Below are 16,365 nucleotides of genomic sequence, written 5' to 3'. Positions count from 1 at the left end.
GATCTTTATGCGGGTATCCGCCAATTTCTCAGCGGATACCGTCACACATCATGCTTAGCGGTCAGAAGGTCTCCCAGTTCCCTTCAGAGGCGACGGGCGCAGCGATTTTTCGCGCCGTCGACAGTGCTGGACGGCTCGCCGGCAACGTCCGGGCGGCGACTGGATTGATTCCCGGATCTTTCCGTAGCCGGAACACCGCCACGGCCTGCGTCAGGCGGCTGGCCTGATCTTCCAGCGCAGCGGCAGCGGTGGCGGATTCTTCTACCAGTGAGGCGTTTTGCTGAGTAACACGGTCCATCTCGGTCACGGCGGTCCCCACCTGATCGATACCCTTACTCTGCTCATCCGAGGCAGAGGCGATTTCCCCCATAATGTCAGTCACGCGAGTGACGGCATTGACGATATCGCTCATCGTTTCACCGGCGGTGCCAACCAGCGTGGTACCGCTATCCACGCGGGCTACCGAGTCTTCAATCAGCCCTTTAATCTCTTTAGCTGCCTGCGCGCTGCGCTGGGCCAGGTTACGCACTTCACCCGCGACCACGGCAAAGCCCCGTCCCTGCTCACCCGCTCGGGCGGCCTCAACGGCAGCGTTCAGCGCCAGAATATTGGTCTGGAAGGCAATGCCGTCGATGACGCTGGTGATGTCGGCGATTTTTTTCGAACTGACGGCGATGTCGCTCATGGTTTTCACCACGCCATCCACCACTTTACCTCCTTTCAGCGCGGTTTCAGACGCGCTGAGCGCCAGTTGGGATGCCTGACGGGCGTTCTCCGCATTTTGCTTCACGGTGGCGGTCAGCTGTTCCATGCTGGCAGCGGTTTCTTCGAGGGAGGCGGCCTGCTGCTCGGTGCGGGAAGAGAGATCGTTGTTACCCGCCGCAATTTCGCTGGCACCGGTATAGATGGCGTCAGAACCGTCGCGCACGTCGCTGACGGTGCGCACCAGCGCCTGCTGCATCTCCTGCAGGCTGGCGGCCAGTTGCCCCATTTCGTTACGCCCGATCACCTCAATGGTGTGGGTCAGGTCACCGCCAGCAATGTGGCTGATATGAGTAATATTGGTTTGCAGCGGGGTGATTAGCACCTTGCGCAGGCCGATCCAGCACAGCACGATCAGCGCGACGACCAGCGCCATCACCATACCCACCACCCACAGCATTCTGGCGTAAGCCGCTTCATTCGCCGCCACGCCCCGGACGGTAATCACGTTTTGTGCGTCGCGCCAGGTGGTGTAGGCCGCCTGCATATCGTTCTGCTTCTGCTCAATATTGAGCTTATACATCTCGTTCAACTGCTTGTTTTCCATCAGGCCAAGCATGTTGGCCAGCGCTTTAGAGTAGCTATCGTAATTTTGTTCCATTGTCTCGACGACTTTCGGGTCGATCCCTTTGGTATCAGGGATCTTTTTGTACAGCGCGTAAGACTTGTCGGCATCCGCCAGCAGCTTTTTGCCCTGGGCGGAAATCATGCTTAATGAAGTGCTGGAGACGGTGCTGGCGGTTTCGCTTTGCAGGCGCAACATACCGCGATTCAGCGCAATGCGGGTCTGATTCAGTGCGATCCAGGCGTCGGTAAATGCCGCCATGTTGTCACTTGAGTTCTGAGCAACGGAGAAACTATTTTTGTCGCTGGTCAGCGCGCGGATAAATAACCCACCGGAAATCAGCTGCAATGAGCCAAAAACCATTAGCACTAACAGCAGACTGGTAACAACTTTAATACGTGTAAACATGGCGTACCCTTGGTGTGTAAAGTGGAACAACACCAGATCTATCGGCGCCAGAAAGTGAAACTTTATGCGGCTATATTGCTAAAATTAAGATAATTATTTTGTATTTAAAAGTTACAGCAAGCGATATTGAAATAATTAAGGGCCATGCAGTCGCTGCACGGCCCTTTGTCGCCACTCAGGCACGGTTATCAGGCGCTACGCAGCACGTCAACCAGCGCCATTTCTTCACTGTTCAGCAGCTTTTCAATATCAACCAGGATCAGCATACGCTCGCCCAGCGCACCCAGGCCGGTCAGGTATTCGGTAGACATCGTCACCGCAAACTCCGGGGAAGGCCGGATCTGGTCGGTAGTGAGCGACAGCACGTCAGATACGCCGTCCACCACGATACCCACCACGCGCTGCTCCAGATTGAGCACAATAACCACGGTGTTTTCGTTATAGCCAACGTCAGACTGTGCGAATTTGATGCGCAGATCGATGATCGGCACGATCACGCCGCGCAGATTGGTCACCCCTTTGATAAAAGCTGGCGTGTTCGCAATGCGCGTCACCTGGTCGTAGCCACGGATTTCCTGCACTTTCAGAATATCGATGCCGTACTCTTCGTCACCCAGCGTAAACACCAGGAACTCCTGGCCTACGGTTTCGCCAGTGAGTTTAGAGACAGTTGCCATTCCAGTCATAATTTACCCTTAATCGGTTAACGTCAGGCTGCGGCTCCCGCCACACGCTTTTCACGGTTGAGAGACTGCAGAGCCGAGACATCAACAATCAGCGCCACGCTGCCATCGCCCAGAATGGTGGCCGCCGAGATGCCCGGAACTTTGCGATAGTTGCTTTCCAGATTTTTTACCACCACCTGGTGCTGGCCAATCAATTGATCAACCAACATCGCATAACGTTTTCCCGCGCTTTGCAGGATCACCACGATGCCCTGAGTGGCTTCGGTTTTCGCCCCCTGCACATCGAAAACGTTCCACAGTTCAACCAGCGGCAGATATTCGCCACGGACTTCCAGCACGCGCTCGCCCCCGGCCAGCGGATGAAGGTCATCGGCCAGCGGTTGCAGGGATTCCATTACCGCGTTCAGCGGCAGGATGAACACTTCGTTCGCCACCCGCACGGACATGCCGTCGAGAATTGCCAGCGTCAGCGGCAGCAGGATACGAATTGTCGTGCCTTTGCCCTGTTTAGAGGCGATTTCAACGTGGCCGCCCATCTCCTGAATATTTCGTTTTACCACGTCCATGCCCACGCCGCGGCCAGAGACATCGGTCACCTGCTCTGCCGTGGAGAAGCCCGGCGCGAAAATCAGCATCCCTACCTCTTCATCGCTCATCGCCTCGCTGACCGGCAGGCCGGAAGAGAGCGCTTTAGCCAGAATGCGTTCACGGTTCAGCCCGGCACCGTCATCAACCACTTCGATGCAGATGTTGCCCCCCTGGTGTTCCGCCGACAGGGTCAGGTTACCTACCGCGTGTTTCCCGGCGGCGAGGCGTTTATCTGGCGATTCGATACCGTGATCCAGGCTGTTACGCACCAGGTGGGTTAACGGATCGATAATGCGTTCAATCAGGCTCTTATCCAGCTCGGTCGAGCTGCCCAGCAGCGTTAACTCGACCTCTTTTCCCAGCTTGCTGGCCAGGTCGCGCACCAGGCGTGGGAAGCGGCTGAAGACATACTCCATCGGCATCATGCGGATAGACATCACCGATTCCTGCAAATCGCGGGCGTTACGCTCCAGCTGCCCCATGCTGTTAAGCAGGTCGCCGTGGGCGACCGGGTCCAGCTCGCCGGAACGCTGCGCCAGCATCGACTGCGTGATCACCAGCTCGCCAACCAGGTTGATCAGCTGGTCCACCTTTTCCACGGCTACGCGGATACTGGTGGATTCGCTGGCCTTCGGCGCGGCCACTTTTTTCGGCGCCTCACGCTTCGCGGAATTAATATCGCTGACCGTCGCCAACTGGGCCACCGGCAGTTCTGCCACTTCGGCTACCGCATTAACGACTTCTGGCGCCGCAGCCTGAGCGGTAATGAATCTGATCTGCGACTCTTCAATCACAAAGCACAGCACGGCAACGATGTCGTCCTGACCTACCGAGGAATCCAGCGTCACTTCCAGCGAGGTTTCGCCTTTAATGACGTCAGAGACGCTACCCAGATTGCCCAGCTCTTCCAGCATCAGCGGGATTTCGTTCGGCTTCAGATCCACCAGCGCCAGGCGCAGGCCAGCAGCCGGCCCAGGCGTCGGTGCGATGGCGGCAACCGCCAGCGTTTTTGGCGGCTCTACCGCTTCGCCCCTGGCTTCCAGAGCCAGTTGGCGCAGCGCCTGACAGATGTACTCGAAGGTCTCGGCATTCGGTTCGGTGGCGGTTTTGTAGGCATCCAGCTGTTCTTGCATAATATCTTTGGTTTCCAAAAACAGGTTGATGATATCGGTGCTCAGCTGCATTTCGCCGCGGCGTGCCCCGTCGAGAATATTTTCCAGAATGTGCGTGGTTTCCTGCAATACGGTAAAACCAAAGGTTCCCGCTCCGCCTTTAATCGAGTGGGCTGCACGGAAGATAGCGTTAAGCTGTTCCGAGTCCGGTTCCTGCGGGTCTAACCCCAGCAGGTGTTGTTCCATGTCGGCCAACAGTTCGTCGGCTTCATCGAAAAACGTTTGATAAAAGTCGCTGATATCCATGCTCACGGTATCACCTCTGCTGTGAGTCGCGCCCGGTCTGGGCCGTCGGTGTAGGGTTCGCCGGAGCAAACGCTCCCGGCTGGTCCTTATCACCCGCTGGCTCAGCCGCTGGCGGTTGAGGGTCTGGTTTATGGGTGGCACCGGACGGTATCGCCGGTGCGACTATTTCTTTGAGGTTGCTCGCCGCGCTGTCATCGATCTGCATCGCATCGCTTTCCGAGTTCTCTTTTTCAATCTGCATTTCCGTGTCATGATTCAGCACCAGCAGACTGATTCGGCGATTAACCGCATCATCCGCGCCGCGATTTTTTAATCGCATGGTGTCTGCCATCCCGACCACGCGCAGCATCTTGCCGCTGTCCAGCCCGCCGATCACCAGCTCACGTCTGGAGGCATTCGCCCGATCGGCCGACAGCTCCCAGTTACTGTATCCGCGGTCACCGTTGGCATACTGAAAATCATCGGTATGGCCGGCAAGACTGATTTTGTTCGGAATATCGTTCAGGATCGGCGCAATCGCACGTAAGATATCGCGCATATACGGCTCCACCTCCGCACTGCCGGTTTTAAACATCGGCCGGTTTTCACTGTCAATAATCTGGATGCGCAGCCCCTCTTCCACCATATTGATAATCAGATGAGGACGCAGAACCCTGAGCCGCGGGTCCGCCTCTATCAGCTGGTCGAGCCTTTCACGCAGGCGGTTCAGTCGAATTTCATCCAGCTTGCGTTTCTGCGCGTCCATATCCACCACTTTGCGCACCTCACCCGACTTCTGAGTTGGGTCTTCGCCGCCGCCGGGGATAACGCTGATGCTTTCGCTACTTTTACTGCCGCCGGTCAGCGCCACCTTCAGCGGCGTTTTAAAGTAATCGGCAATCTGCACCAGTTCCTGAGGGTTTGAGATCGAAAGCAGCCACATCACCATGAAAAAAGCCATCATCGCGGTCATAAAGTCGGCATAAGCAATCTTCCATGAGCCGTGGCCGCCCTCATGCCTTTTATGCTTCTTTCTTTTAACCAGAATAATGGGGTGATTGTTATGCTTCATGCGTCTTGATCCGAAGTCTGTTTCGCTGGTGATTTCGCGTTACGAACATGCTCCTCCAGCTCGGTAAACGACGGCCTTTCGGTTGAGTACAGCGTTTTACGGCCGAACTCGACGGCGATCTGCGGCGCATAGCCATTGAGGCTGGAGAGCAATGTGACTTTAATGCATTGCATCATCTTGGTCGTTTCGGCACATTTCTGGCGCAGCACCCCTGAAAGCGGAGAAACAAATCCGTAGGCCAACAGGATGCCGAGGAAGGTTCCTACCATCGCGTGGGCCACCGAAGCCCCCAGCTCCGCCGCCGGGCGATCGGCGGAAGCCAGCGTATGCACGACCCCCATTACCGCCGCCACGATGCCGAACGCGGGAAGAGAATCGCCCACCGTTTGCAGCGCCGTTGCCGGGACTTCGCATTCGTGTTCGTAGGTTTCGATCTCTTCATCCATCAGCGCTTCAATTTCAAAGGCGTTCATATTGCCGCTCACCATCAGGCGTAAATAATCAGTAATGAAGTCCACCAATCTTTTATCGGCAATGATGCGCGGGTAATTAGCGAAAATTTCACTTTCCAGCGGGTTTTCAATATCGCCTTCCAGCGAAAGCATCCCCTGCTGGCGGGATTTAGCCATCAGGCGATACAGTAAGGCCATTAAATCCATATACAGGGCTTTATTATATTTGGAGCCGCGCATTAATAATGGCAACGCTTTCATGGTGGCCTTGATCGCCTTGCCATTATTGCCCACGATAAACGCGCCGATGCCGGCACCGCCGATGATTAACAGCTCAGAAGGCTGATAGAGTGCGCCAAGGTGGCCGCCTACCATCACGTAGCCACCCAACACCGACCCCAGTACCAGGATATACCCCAAAATAATTAACACGCTAAATCCTTACGTCTGCTGACGCGTGGGTTGAAGATCAGTACTTCAGCTTGTCCTGGCCGCCGCGGGCAAAAAAAAAGCAGCGGTTAAATAACCGCTGCTGGATTCATTCCTCGTGGTAAAGAGAATTAAACGGCCTGTTTAATCTCTTCATCCAGCAGTTGTGAAATGTTATCGGCAGGCTCTGCTGAAAGTTTACGTCTTTTTACCGCGCGCGATGGCGGCTGGCACAGGCTGCAAACAAAGCTGCCGATCGGCTGGTGAGCGTGGTTAATAAAGCTGCCGCCGCAGCATTTGCAGTCCGACAGCTCCAGCATTCCGCTCTCAACAAACCGGACCAGGGTCCAGGCGCGCGTCAGCGCCAGCAGCGGGCCTTCGTCCTGTTGCGGGCACTGCTCAAGATAGAGTCGGTATGCCTTGATCACCGCATCCACCCCGTGGCTCAACCCGCTTTTGAGTAAGAACTGCCAGGCATTACAGAACATTGAAGAGTGGATATTCTGTTCCCAGGTCATAAACCAGTCGGTTGAGAAAGGCAACATGCCTTTTGGCGGCGGACTGCCGCGCAGTTCTTTATATAATTTAATTAAGCGTCCGCGGCTCAGCTGCGTTTCGCTTTCTAACATTTGCAGGCGAGCGCCCAGCGAGATTAATTCCATCGCCAGTTGAATATCGCGCGCTTCCTGCACAATACTTTTTTCGCCCATTAGCTCGCCCTCTTTTTCGGCAACTCATCGCTTTTACCCGAAACGTTGCGCAATAAACGGCTGGACAACAGGATGCCGGTATGGATTTGCTGTAAATCATCCACCCGGGACTCCTGCGTTAAGCGAGCAATTGTCGCGTGATCATTAAAGCGGAATTGGCAAACTAACTGGTTAGTTTCGGCCAGCTTAACCATTTCTGGCAGCGTTAACTGAGACAGGGCATCAGCCATCTGTTCATCGATGCCCAGACGAAACATGGCGGACGCTTTTTCCTGGTTAATGAGGCGTTGCGCAAGCAATAAATATGACAAGTTGATGTCGTAAATATGTTTGAGTAATTCTGATGTACCCATTTTTTTCCATCCTGACTGACACTACTTAAACGTTTGCGGATTGCGCCGCTACCTTGGTTGCTGATTGGTAATCTTAAAATTGGCAAATAATTTAGTGGCAGAAGCCAAACGTTCGCGAAGCTGTCAGCTGCCATCACGGCGGCTGTCCAGAAAGTAGTCATTAACTCATTTTGCCAGTTACTGCTCCCCTGTTTTCGTCCTAAACCTCTACCTGATTCGTCAGATTTTTCTTAGTGCGTTTAGGACTATTCCGAAAACAAGGCAACTCTATCGCCTCTGATTTAGACATACAACGAGAGCCAGGCTAAATTTTAGATAAAGTGTGACCTGTGTCACACTTTTCCCTTATTTTAACTAAAAAAACTCTTCAGCTTTACTGTTGATTAGTTCACTAACTAACCAGTTTGCCCACTTTTTGTTAATTTTTAACAAAAAACGATCCGCTGCAGATGAAAATGATTCCGTTTACGAGCATTAAGCGGAGCGGCAGCTTGATTCAGATCAAACTCAGATCAAATACCTGTATTGACAAAAATAAACAGAATTAAAAACTACTTTTATGCGCTAAGACCTGTGGAGGAAATCGTCACCGCTGATGGCTGTCGACCGGATCAGGGATGACAGAAATGTGACATAACGCATGATTTCATCAGGAAGCGATAACGTTACGTAAGCCTTATTCCGACTGTGTTTAGGGTACGTCAAGGGATGTAACGGACGGTTACATTAGTGATATGAATGTTTTTGCGGAAATTTGACCTTACAGGGTTGGTATCGGCAGCAGGGGAATAACCTTTAGAAAAAAATCACTTTTTTTGACGATTTTTTTATAACTGGCTATTTTTTGGTAGTAAAAATAGCGCCAGCCTTTCTGGCTGCCAGCATGTTGGCAATAAAAGGGGCGGTCTGCGACCGCCCCTTGATATGTGCCTGGCACAACTTATGCTAAGCGTGGAAAGGTCGCGACCTTATTGGCCTCTCCCTGCTCCGGGGAGCGCAGCGCCACCGCCTGCAAATCCTTAAGATATGATTTGCGCCAGTGGGTAATATCGTTCCTGCGCAGCACGGCCATCATGTCGTTGTAGCGAGAAATACGCTCATTCAGGGGCATGGTCGCCGCCTGATTCAGCGCAGCGGCCACCTCATCACGATCGTACGGGTTCACTATCAGCGCGGAAGTCAGCTCGTTTGCCGCTCCGGCAAAGCGCGACAGCACCAGTACGCCGGGATCGGCCGGGTCCTGGGCCGCAACATACTCTTTGGCGACCAGGTTCATCCCGTCACGCAGCGGCGTCACCAGACCAATGTCGGTCAGGCGGAAAATCTTCATCAGCAGGCGGCGATCGAAATGCTGATTGAGGTAGTACAGCGGCGTCCATCCCAGCGTGCCGTATTTGCCATTGATGCGCCCGGCTTCGGTTTCCAACTGATGGCGGATGTCCTGATAGGCCTGCACATCGCCCCGCGAGGTGGGGGCAATCTGTGAATAGCGTATTTTTCCGTGGTGTTCAGGGTAGTTTTCCAACAGCGCTTCATAAGCCAGAAAACGCTCCGGCAACCCTTTGGAGTAATCCAGACGCTCGCAGGCGATAATATTTTTCGCATCGCCGAGGTCTTTCTTCATTGCCGCCATTTTTGGCGGCAGCGGGCCTTCAGCCATCTCTTTGATGCTGTCCGGCTCGATACCAATCGGATAAACCTCGGTGACAAAGCTGTTGCCAAAGGCACGATGCTGCTTACCCTTAGTTTGTAGCTGGGTCATCAGCGACAGGCACTCCAGGAATGCGGTGCGGTCACTCTCCGTCTGGAATCCCAGCAGGTCGTAATCGCACATCATCTCCAGCAGCTCGCTATGAGGCGGCAGCGCATTGAAGATTTCCGGCGTGGGGAACGGAATATGCAGGAAGAACCCGATGCGATTGTTAACGCCCAGCTTACGCAGCGCGGCGGCAAAAGGCAGCAGATGGTAATCATGGATCCACAGCACGTCATCAGGCTTCAGCAGCGGCAGCAGGCGTTTAGCCAGCAGGGTATTCACGCTGCAGTAACCGTCCCAGGCTTCACGCTGGAAGTTCACCAGGTCAAGCCGGTAGTGGAAAGCGGGCCAGATTACCGCATTGGAAAATTGCAGATAATACAGGTCATAATCGTTCTGGTTCAGTCCGAAGGAAGCGTAGGTGACGCTATCCTGTTCAAAGAGGTTCATCTCCTCGTCATCTTCACCGATTTCATTGATTTCGCCGTTCCAGCCAAACCACAGTCCACCGGTGGTTTTCAGGGCATCCATAATCCCAACGGTCAGACCGCCAGCGCTGGCTTTCGACCCATCAGGTACAGCGATGCGGTTAGATACGACTACTAAGCGACTCATAACCTTTACTCCTTACCGACGTTGTTTCGTCTTGATCTAATTGTAATAGTGTCTGTTCCAGCCAGTGATGAACGGCAGGCACATCCGCCAGCCGCCAGGGGGCTTGCGTCTCGCCCTCTCCCACTTTAATGGCCACTCCCTCCCTGGTATTGATAACCCTGAAGCCCGCTTCATCCGTTAAGTCATCGCCAATAAAGACGGGCGTTCTGTCGACAAACGGCGCCTGCTGCATAAATGCCTCAATCGCCGCTCCTTTACTTACCCCTTTCGGCTTCAGTTCCACCACGCATTTTCCCGGCTGTAGGACCAGCATCGGGAAACGAGCTATGGTCTCTTCAGCCAGCGCCAGCACCGCCTGCTGATGATGTTCCGCACGGCGATAGTGCAGTGCGAAGGCCATTCCTTTGGGTTCCAACTGGGTATCCGGGAGCTTTGCCATCGCTTCGCTCAGCAGGGCAGAGAGCGAGGCAGCAACCTCATCCGGTAAAGAGAGGCGTTCAATATTGCCCTCGCCGTCGCGCCGCTCAGCGCCATGTACGCCAGCCAGTGGAAGATGCAAAGGGGATACCAGCGCGTCCAGTTCACTCATCGGGCGACCGGACACCAGCGCAAGCGCTCCTTCTGACAGCTGAGCGAGTCGCTTCAGGTTAGCGATAACCTGCTGCGGGATAAAAACCTGGTCCGGACGGGACTGAATAGCGGCCAGCGTGCCATCCACATCAAAGAAAAATGCGTACTTTTTACTGGCGGATAGTGGGGGTACGGACTCGTTCTGATTCTTCAAAGTATTCCTCCTGATTGAGTGTGTTACGTCGATACGTTCATCAGGCTCATGTTCGGCCCAACTAACGCTGGCGGGGTCAGATGGCGTATCTGAATCATCCACAACGCACGAGGAAAACGCGGCATATCTGTGTTAAGTATAGTCAGCGATCGTGATTGCGCCAGATAATCCGGGGCTTTTAGCCCGCAGCTACGCGCTAAGAATGGTAAATCACTGGGGAAATAGACATAGGAGAAAGGTGAAATGTCGGCAGGAATAACTCGGAAAAACTGTTGGTGAAGCGGCAAAGATTCCGCAACATCATGCTGCCAATGCGGCTGACACCATCAGGCTACTGGCTTCATCCACAGCGCATCAATATTGATGCCAGGCCAGCTTAAAGACTCTTCCGGGCCGGTGATACTGTCCCAGCAGAAGCGATCGGCTAAATCGAGCATCTCCGGCGGCAGGGATCGATTCATCGTCAGGGAGTAAAACACGCAGACTTTTGGCTGTAGCAGCGAGCCGTGGCCCGGCTCGACCACCACGGCAATCCGTCCGGAGGCGAGGCGGACAATTGAGCCGACTGGATAGATGCCGACCGCCTTCACAAAGGCAAAGAGAACCTTACGGTCAAAATGCCCTTCCCAACTCGCCATCTGGTGCATCGCACTGGCCGGATTCCAGCCAGCCTTATAAGGCCGGTTGGAGGTCACGGCATCATAGACATCGCAGACCGAGGCCATGCGGGCGAGTAAAGAGATCTCTTTGCCTTTTAGCCCGTCCGGGTAGCCGCTGCCGTTCACCTTCTCATGGTGGTGCCGCGCCACGTCCAGCAGATCCCCATCGCCGCCGCTTTGACGCAGCAGCGCTTCACCAATAGCCGGGTGCTGTTTCATAATGTCGAACTCTGCATCGGTCAATTTGCCAGGCTTGTTAAGGATTGCCAGCGAGATCCTCGCTTTGCCTACGTCATGCAGCAACCCGGCCGTACCTGCGCGCCGCGCCAGCTGTTCATCCAGCTCCAGCTGGTGCGCAAGCGCCACCATTAGCGCGCAGACGGCCACCGAGTGAAGATAGGTATAATCATCGTGCGTTTTCAGACGTACCACGCTCAGCAGCGCGGCAGGATGACGGCTAATCGACCCGCCGATTTCATCCACCAGCGGCAGCGTGCTGGTCGTATCGATAGTGCGTCCCAGCCGGACATCGCTGAACATCTCCATCACCTGCCCTTTGGCATTCAGGCAGATGGCCTGCGCCTGCTCAACTTCTTCATGCATACTAACGAAGCCACGAGAGACGGCAGCGTGCTCCTCTGCGGCTTGCTGTCCGAACTCATCCGGGCTTTGCCCTTTCGACAAATCGATCCAGACTTCTTTAATGCCGTTTTCTGCAATCACCTGGATCTGCCGGTCGGCAGTCAGCAGCATATGGTTGTGAACCAGCGGGTGCTTCAGCCAGAACACTTCAAGCTTGTGCACATACATTCCGATGCGCAGTTCCTGTACCGGAATTCGTCTTATCATCCTCCACCTCCTGGGCTTGCGCCGCCATCAGCTCTGGTATCGGCCTGCCCGTTAAAAGCTTGAAGGGTTACGAGGGATGCGTGCAGTTTTTACATTTTACTTACAAAAAAAGATCGCTAACTTTGCGCCGCAAGGTCCATCTCAGGGGAAAAATCGTCGTTAAAGAAGCGCATCAGGTTGTCGAGAGCCGTCTGGAAATAGGATTCATAGCTGGCCTGCTCCACATAGCCGAGATGCGGCGTACAAAGGACGTTTGGCATCTGGAGCAGCGGAGCGGCCGGGTCGTAGACCGGCTCCTGTTCATACACGTCCAGCGCCGCGAAGCCGGGTCGTCCCTGGCGTAATGCCGCCAGTAGCGCCCCCGGCGCAACCAGCTCAGCTCTGCTGGTATTGACAAAGAGCGCATCTGGCTTCATTGCCAGCAGATCCCCTTCATCAATACACGCCTCCGTTTCCTTTACCAGCCGCAGATGCACCGAAAGCACATCGCAGGTGGCGAAAAAAGTTTCCCGATCGTCGGGCACCAGGCAGCCCTCACGCCGCGCCTCTTCCCTGGCCCGTTCGCTGCCCCATACCTGAACCTGCATATCAAAGGCTTTACCGTAGTGGGCGATTCGCCTGCCGATCTTGCCATAGCCGAGAATGCCCAGCGTCTGGCGATGAACGGCCCTGCCCAGCTCCGTTTGCCATTGCCCGGCCTTCATGGCGTTAACTGACGACACCAGCCTGCGGCGCGACGCCATGATCAGCAGCCAGGTCAGCTCGGCTGGCGCCACCGGGGAGCCAGAGCCTTCGACCACCACCACGCCAGCCCGACGGCAGGCGGCAAGATCGATATTGCGCGCCAGCTTTCCAGTCTGGCTGATGATCTTCAGCTCCGGCGTTTTCCGCAGGAAAGCCTCGTCGATCAGCGTTCTCTCACGGATCAGTATCAGCCCCTGGGCGCGGGCTAATACTGAACGGGCGTCAGGATCGCTTGTCAGGTCACCCAACGCGGTGCAGTTGAAAGCCGGGTTATCCTGCAAAAAGCTGAGGCTGGCGGTTGCCCGTTGGTAATCGTCCGGTATTGCAATACGTATAGCCACGTTCACTCCTGATGCGATCTCTGTGTTGAGGCAGAGTAATACAGGCCACGGCTGGAATAAATATGCTGGCCACGCCAGCCGCATTCTGCCTTTATCGTGCTCTCCCCTTGCCAGCTCAAACCGATCGCTGTATTTTGGAAGCACTCATTTCCTTATTCAGACACTATGAACCGTTCACGCTTACCCAATGGGAAAAATAAAGATCGCGGCAGACCAAGAGAGTTTGATACCGAACTGGCTCTGGATAACGCCATGCTAGTGTTCAGAGAAAAAGGGTTTCATGCCGCCTCCATTGCCGAGCTGGGCGAGGCGATGCATCTGACCGCAGGCAGCATTTATAAGGCTTTTAAGGATAAGCGCACCCTGTTTCTTAACGTCTTCGAGCGCTACACCTCGTTGCGCAATGAGGCGCTGCGCCAGCGCCTGGCGACACAAGCCACCGGCCGGGAAAAGCTCGCAGAGCTGCTGAGATTCTATCTTGAATCGGCGCAGGACGTTGAGGGAAGGCGTGGCTGTCTGGTAGTCGGCAGCGCTACGGAGCTTCAGGTACTGGATGAAGCGCTGTCCGGGCTGGTCCGTCAGGCCGTCATCCGTAATAAAAGCCTGCTTGTTTCCCTGCTGGCTCAGGGTCAGCAGGATGGTTCCGTGTCGGCAAGTCTTGACACAGAGGTCGCCGCTGAACTGATCCTCTGCCTGACTTTCGGTATGCGCATCGTCGGGAAAATGCAAAACGTTACCGCCAGAGAACCCACCCTAAGTCTGGCAATGAAGCTGCTTGATTAAAAATTTATCCATTTAGGAATTAATCATTTCCTAATTATCTCCCGTGCAGTCACGGGAAATTAACCACAGAGGTCCAGTGATGCCAACTCAAACTAAACAAACCGCTCCGCTCCCGACGCTCCGCCACAGCGACGCGCAGCCGACGACATTCGCCGACCCGACGCTGGCCGGTTTCGCCCATTGCTACGCCACCGTCGACGGCGTCAGGCTGCATTACGTCTCTGGCGGCAATCCTGACGGAGAAACTGTGGTACTGCTGGCCGGGTTTCCTCAGAGCTGGTATGCCTGGCGACAGGTGATGGCGCTGCTGGCGCCGACTTACCATATTATCGCCCCCGATCTGCCCGGCCAGGGCGATTCCGATCGCCCGGAAACGGGCTACGATACGCAGTCGCTGGCGGAGAAAATTCATGGGTTGCTTTCCGCACTTGGCCTCTCCCGCTACTTTCTTGCCGCACATGATGTGGGGGCCTGGGTAGCATGGCCTTATGCGGCCCTTTTTGGCGACGAGGTCAAAAGGCTGGCCCTGCTGGATGCCGGCATCCCCGGCATTACCCTGCCGGATGCCCTGCCCGTGACGCCGGACAAGGCCTGGAAAACCTGGCACTTTGCTTTTCATGCTATCCCCGATCTGCCCGAAGCGCTGATCGCTGGTCACGAACGCGTTTACCTTGAGTGGTTCCTGAAGCGAAAAACCGCCTGTCCAGACGTGTTTTCTGAAGAAGATATGACGGAATATCTGCGGGTGCTGAACAGCAGCGGCGGGTTGCGCGCGGGCCTTGCCTACTATCGCTCAGCCGCGCTTTCCGCCGCGCAGAACAAAGCGCTACAGGCGGAAGGCCTGCTCAGTATGCCGATCCTTGCAATCAGCGCGGACCAGGGGTCGATTGCTGATATGGCCGCGCCGCTGCGGCCTTACGCGAAAGAGGTTTCTGGCGTAGTGGTATCGCACTGCGGCCATTTCCTGCCGGAGGAGCAGCCGCAGGCTATAGCGCGGGAGCTGAGCGCGTTTTTCATCGCCTGATGCCAGGATAAGGGAGGTCCCGTTCGGGGCCTTTTTACATACATTACCGCCGCGTTTAAGCCGTTACCCTAATGTTCAGAGCATTGTTTTCATAAAAATACGGCTGGTCCCATCGGGTAAACAGTCAATTTTACCAAATTCCTCCCAGCCATTTTTCCGGTAAAAATCGGGGGCCTGAAAACTGATGGTATACAGGAATGCCGCCACGCAGCCTCGTTGCCTTCCTTCTTCTTCAAACCGCTGTAAAAGTTCTTTTCCCAGCCCCATCGACCTGAGTTCAGGGGGAAGATAAAGAAGATCGATGAACAATAATCCCAGGGACGAACGCCCCAACATGCCCCCGAGGACTTTCCCACTATCGGCTCCCCGGATAACTACGGATAAAGGTTTACGATCGCTGAACCCGGCCATCTCGTCGTTAAACACATTCAGGCCTTCCTCGATCGGAATCAGATGTTCTGCTGTGATACTTTCTGATACATCTATTCGGATCTCTTCCATTTACCCCTCTCATCATTGCTCTATTCGGTAACCCGCAGATCCTGTCGCTCAGTTTAAACCGTTCTCTATTCGGCTATGTCCGTTAAATACTAAATTGAAAAGCTAATTTAACCACGGGAAGATAACGGCAGGAAATGTTATATTATTGTTAACACAAATACCAGACACTTAAGACAAAAGACTAAGAATAATATTAACAAGCCGGGGTAATTCACTTACACTGCACTCTCTGATAAAACTGTCATGGATGTGCGGAATTGTTTTCTCTTATTAGACTTTCCCGGAATAAGCTGCCTGCCTGTATCGCAATTATTGCGATACTGCTGCTGTTTGTTGCGCCGGAAGTGTCGAAAACGCTGGAACACCGGCGGATGGAGAACCATAACGAACAGCCAGCCACTCCCGATGCAGATAATATGCACTCTGTGCATGACGCTGACAGCAGTTCCAACGTCGATGATATGTCGGGCATGATGGAAGGCATGGCGATGAGCTCTGCGGAGATGCCCCTGCATCATGATATGCCCCCTCATGCCCAGCAGCCTTCTCCGATGCCCGGCATGGCTGGGATGATGTCTGGCAGCATGATGGATGATATCGCCTGTAATTACTGCGTCATGCTGCTCCATCTTCCGCTGATGCTCTGGATATTTGTCGCCATTATCTGGCTTATCATCAGAGTGGCGAACGCACCGCCGCCGCGTCTTATCCTCCCGACGTTCACTCTTTTCTTCCCCGGCACGGCGCAACCTCGCGCACCTCCAGTTAATTAACCTTGCTTATTGTCAGCTTAATTTTTCTATATCAGCTGGCCCCGTTATTTTTCAAAAATAATGCGCACGGCGCAGGGTTAATATCGTTTTAAAAAAGCACTCTGAAAGTAATTT

General features: G+C 54.5%; 15 protein-coding genes. 3 read left to right on the top strand and 12 right to left on the bottom strand.

The features are described from left to right. Window positions 1-61 precede the first annotated feature (61 nt). From NG99_RS17830 to NG99_RS17780, 11 genes are all read right to left on the bottom strand, one after another. Window positions 62-1,735 carry a methyl-accepting chemotaxis protein gene (locus tag NG99_RS17830; protein ID WP_034895847.1) on the bottom strand — a complete coding sequence of 558 codons (1,674 nt, stop codon included), beginning with the start codon at window positions 1,733-1,735 and terminating at the stop codon, window positions 62-64. Between the two features lie 188 nt (window positions 1,736-1,923). After that, complete coding sequence (cheW, locus tag NG99_RS17825) at window positions 1,924-2,421, bottom strand: chemotaxis protein CheW (protein ID WP_034895846.1); 498 nt, start codon at window positions 2,419-2,421, stop codon at window positions 1,924-1,926. 23 nt (window positions 2,422-2,444) lie between these two features. Continuing rightward, window positions 2,445-4,427, bottom strand: a complete 1,983-nt coding sequence (cheA, locus tag NG99_RS17820) for a chemotaxis protein CheA (RefSeq protein ID WP_198138807.1) — start codon at window positions 4,425-4,427, stop codon at window positions 2,445-2,447. 10 nt (window positions 4,428-4,437) lie between these two features. Further along, window positions 4,438-5,478 (bottom strand): flagellar motor protein MotB, encoded by a 1,041-nt coding sequence (gene motB, locus NG99_RS17815; RefSeq protein WP_034895842.1) that lies wholly within the window; start codon window positions 5,476-5,478, stop codon window positions 4,438-4,440. Next, on the bottom strand, window positions 5,475-6,362 hold the full coding sequence (motA, locus tag NG99_RS17810; RefSeq protein WP_034895839.1) for a flagellar motor stator protein MotA: 888 nt from the start codon (window positions 6,360-6,362) through the stop codon (window positions 5,475-5,477). Before motA ends, motB begins: the two co-directional genes overlap by 4 nt. 128 nt (window positions 6,363-6,490) lie before the next feature. Then, window positions 6,491-7,069 carry a flagellar transcriptional regulator FlhC gene (gene flhC / locus NG99_RS17805; RefSeq protein ID WP_034895837.1) on the bottom strand — a complete coding sequence of 193 codons (579 nt, stop codon included), beginning with the start codon at window positions 7,067-7,069 and terminating at the stop codon, window positions 6,491-6,493. Beyond that, window positions 7,069-7,422, bottom strand: coding sequence for a flagellar transcriptional regulator FlhD (gene flhD, locus NG99_RS17800; RefSeq protein ID WP_034895834.1), 354 nt, complete (start codon window positions 7,420-7,422; stop codon window positions 7,069-7,071). Before flhD ends, flhC begins: the two co-directional genes overlap by 1 nt. 940 nt (window positions 7,423-8,362) lie before the next feature. Further along, entirely contained in the window at window positions 8,363-9,793 is a 1,431-nt protein-coding gene (otsA, locus tag NG99_RS17795; RefSeq protein ID WP_034895832.1) for an alpha,alpha-trehalose-phosphate synthase, read from the bottom strand. After that, the gene (gene otsB, locus NG99_RS17790; RefSeq protein ID WP_034895830.1) at window positions 9,768-10,577 is read right to left on the bottom strand and encodes a trehalose-phosphatase; all 810 of its coding nucleotides are present in this window, start codon (window positions 10,575-10,577) and stop codon (window positions 9,768-9,770) included. Before otsB ends, otsA begins: the two co-directional genes overlap by 26 nt. A 326-nt stretch (window positions 10,578-10,903) precedes the next feature. Then, on the bottom strand, window positions 10,904-12,085 hold the full coding sequence (locus NG99_RS17785; RefSeq protein WP_034895827.1) for an HD-GYP domain-containing protein: 1,182 nt from the start codon (window positions 12,083-12,085) through the stop codon (window positions 10,904-10,906). 116 nt (window positions 12,086-12,201) lie between these two features. After that, window positions 12,202-13,170 (bottom strand): D-2-hydroxyacid dehydrogenase family protein, encoded by a 969-nt coding sequence (locus NG99_RS17780; protein ID WP_034895825.1) that lies wholly within the window; start codon window positions 13,168-13,170, stop codon window positions 12,202-12,204. Window positions 13,171-13,335: 165 nt separating this feature from the next. Here NG99_RS17780 and NG99_RS17775 point away from each other — a divergent pair, with 165 nt between their 5' ends. Both NG99_RS17775 and NG99_RS17770 read left to right on the top strand, forming a co-directional pair. Beyond that, complete coding sequence (locus NG99_RS17775; protein ID WP_034895823.1) at window positions 13,336-13,953, top strand: TetR/AcrR family transcriptional regulator; 618 nt, start codon at window positions 13,336-13,338, stop codon at window positions 13,951-13,953. A 79-nt stretch (window positions 13,954-14,032) separates the two neighbouring features. Further along, complete coding sequence (locus tag NG99_RS17770; RefSeq protein WP_034895821.1) at window positions 14,033-14,977, top strand: alpha/beta fold hydrolase; 945 nt, start codon at window positions 14,033-14,035, stop codon at window positions 14,975-14,977. 75 nt (window positions 14,978-15,052) lie between these two features. Here NG99_RS17770 and NG99_RS17765 read toward each other — a convergent pair whose 3' ends face one another. After that, on the bottom strand, window positions 15,053-15,478 hold the full coding sequence (locus NG99_RS17765; RefSeq protein ID WP_034895817.1) for a GNAT family N-acetyltransferase: 426 nt from the start codon (window positions 15,476-15,478) through the stop codon (window positions 15,053-15,055). A 257-nt stretch (window positions 15,479-15,735) separates the two neighbouring features. On the opposite strand from NG99_RS17765, the gene NG99_RS17760 reads away from it, so the two are divergent. Continuing rightward, window positions 15,736-16,251 carry a DUF2946 domain-containing protein gene (locus NG99_RS17760; protein WP_034895815.1) on the top strand — a complete coding sequence of 172 codons (516 nt, stop codon included), beginning with the start codon at window positions 15,736-15,738 and terminating at the stop codon, window positions 16,249-16,251. Window positions 16,252-16,365: the final 114 nt, after the last annotated feature.

This window comes from Erwinia typographi (genome assembly GCF_000773975.1).
Classification (GTDB): domain Bacteria; phylum Pseudomonadota; class Gammaproteobacteria; order Enterobacterales; family Enterobacteriaceae; genus Erwinia; species Erwinia typographi.
The sequence above is the reverse complement of the archived record's forward strand: the minus strand, read 5'-3'. Positions and strand labels throughout refer to the sequence as shown.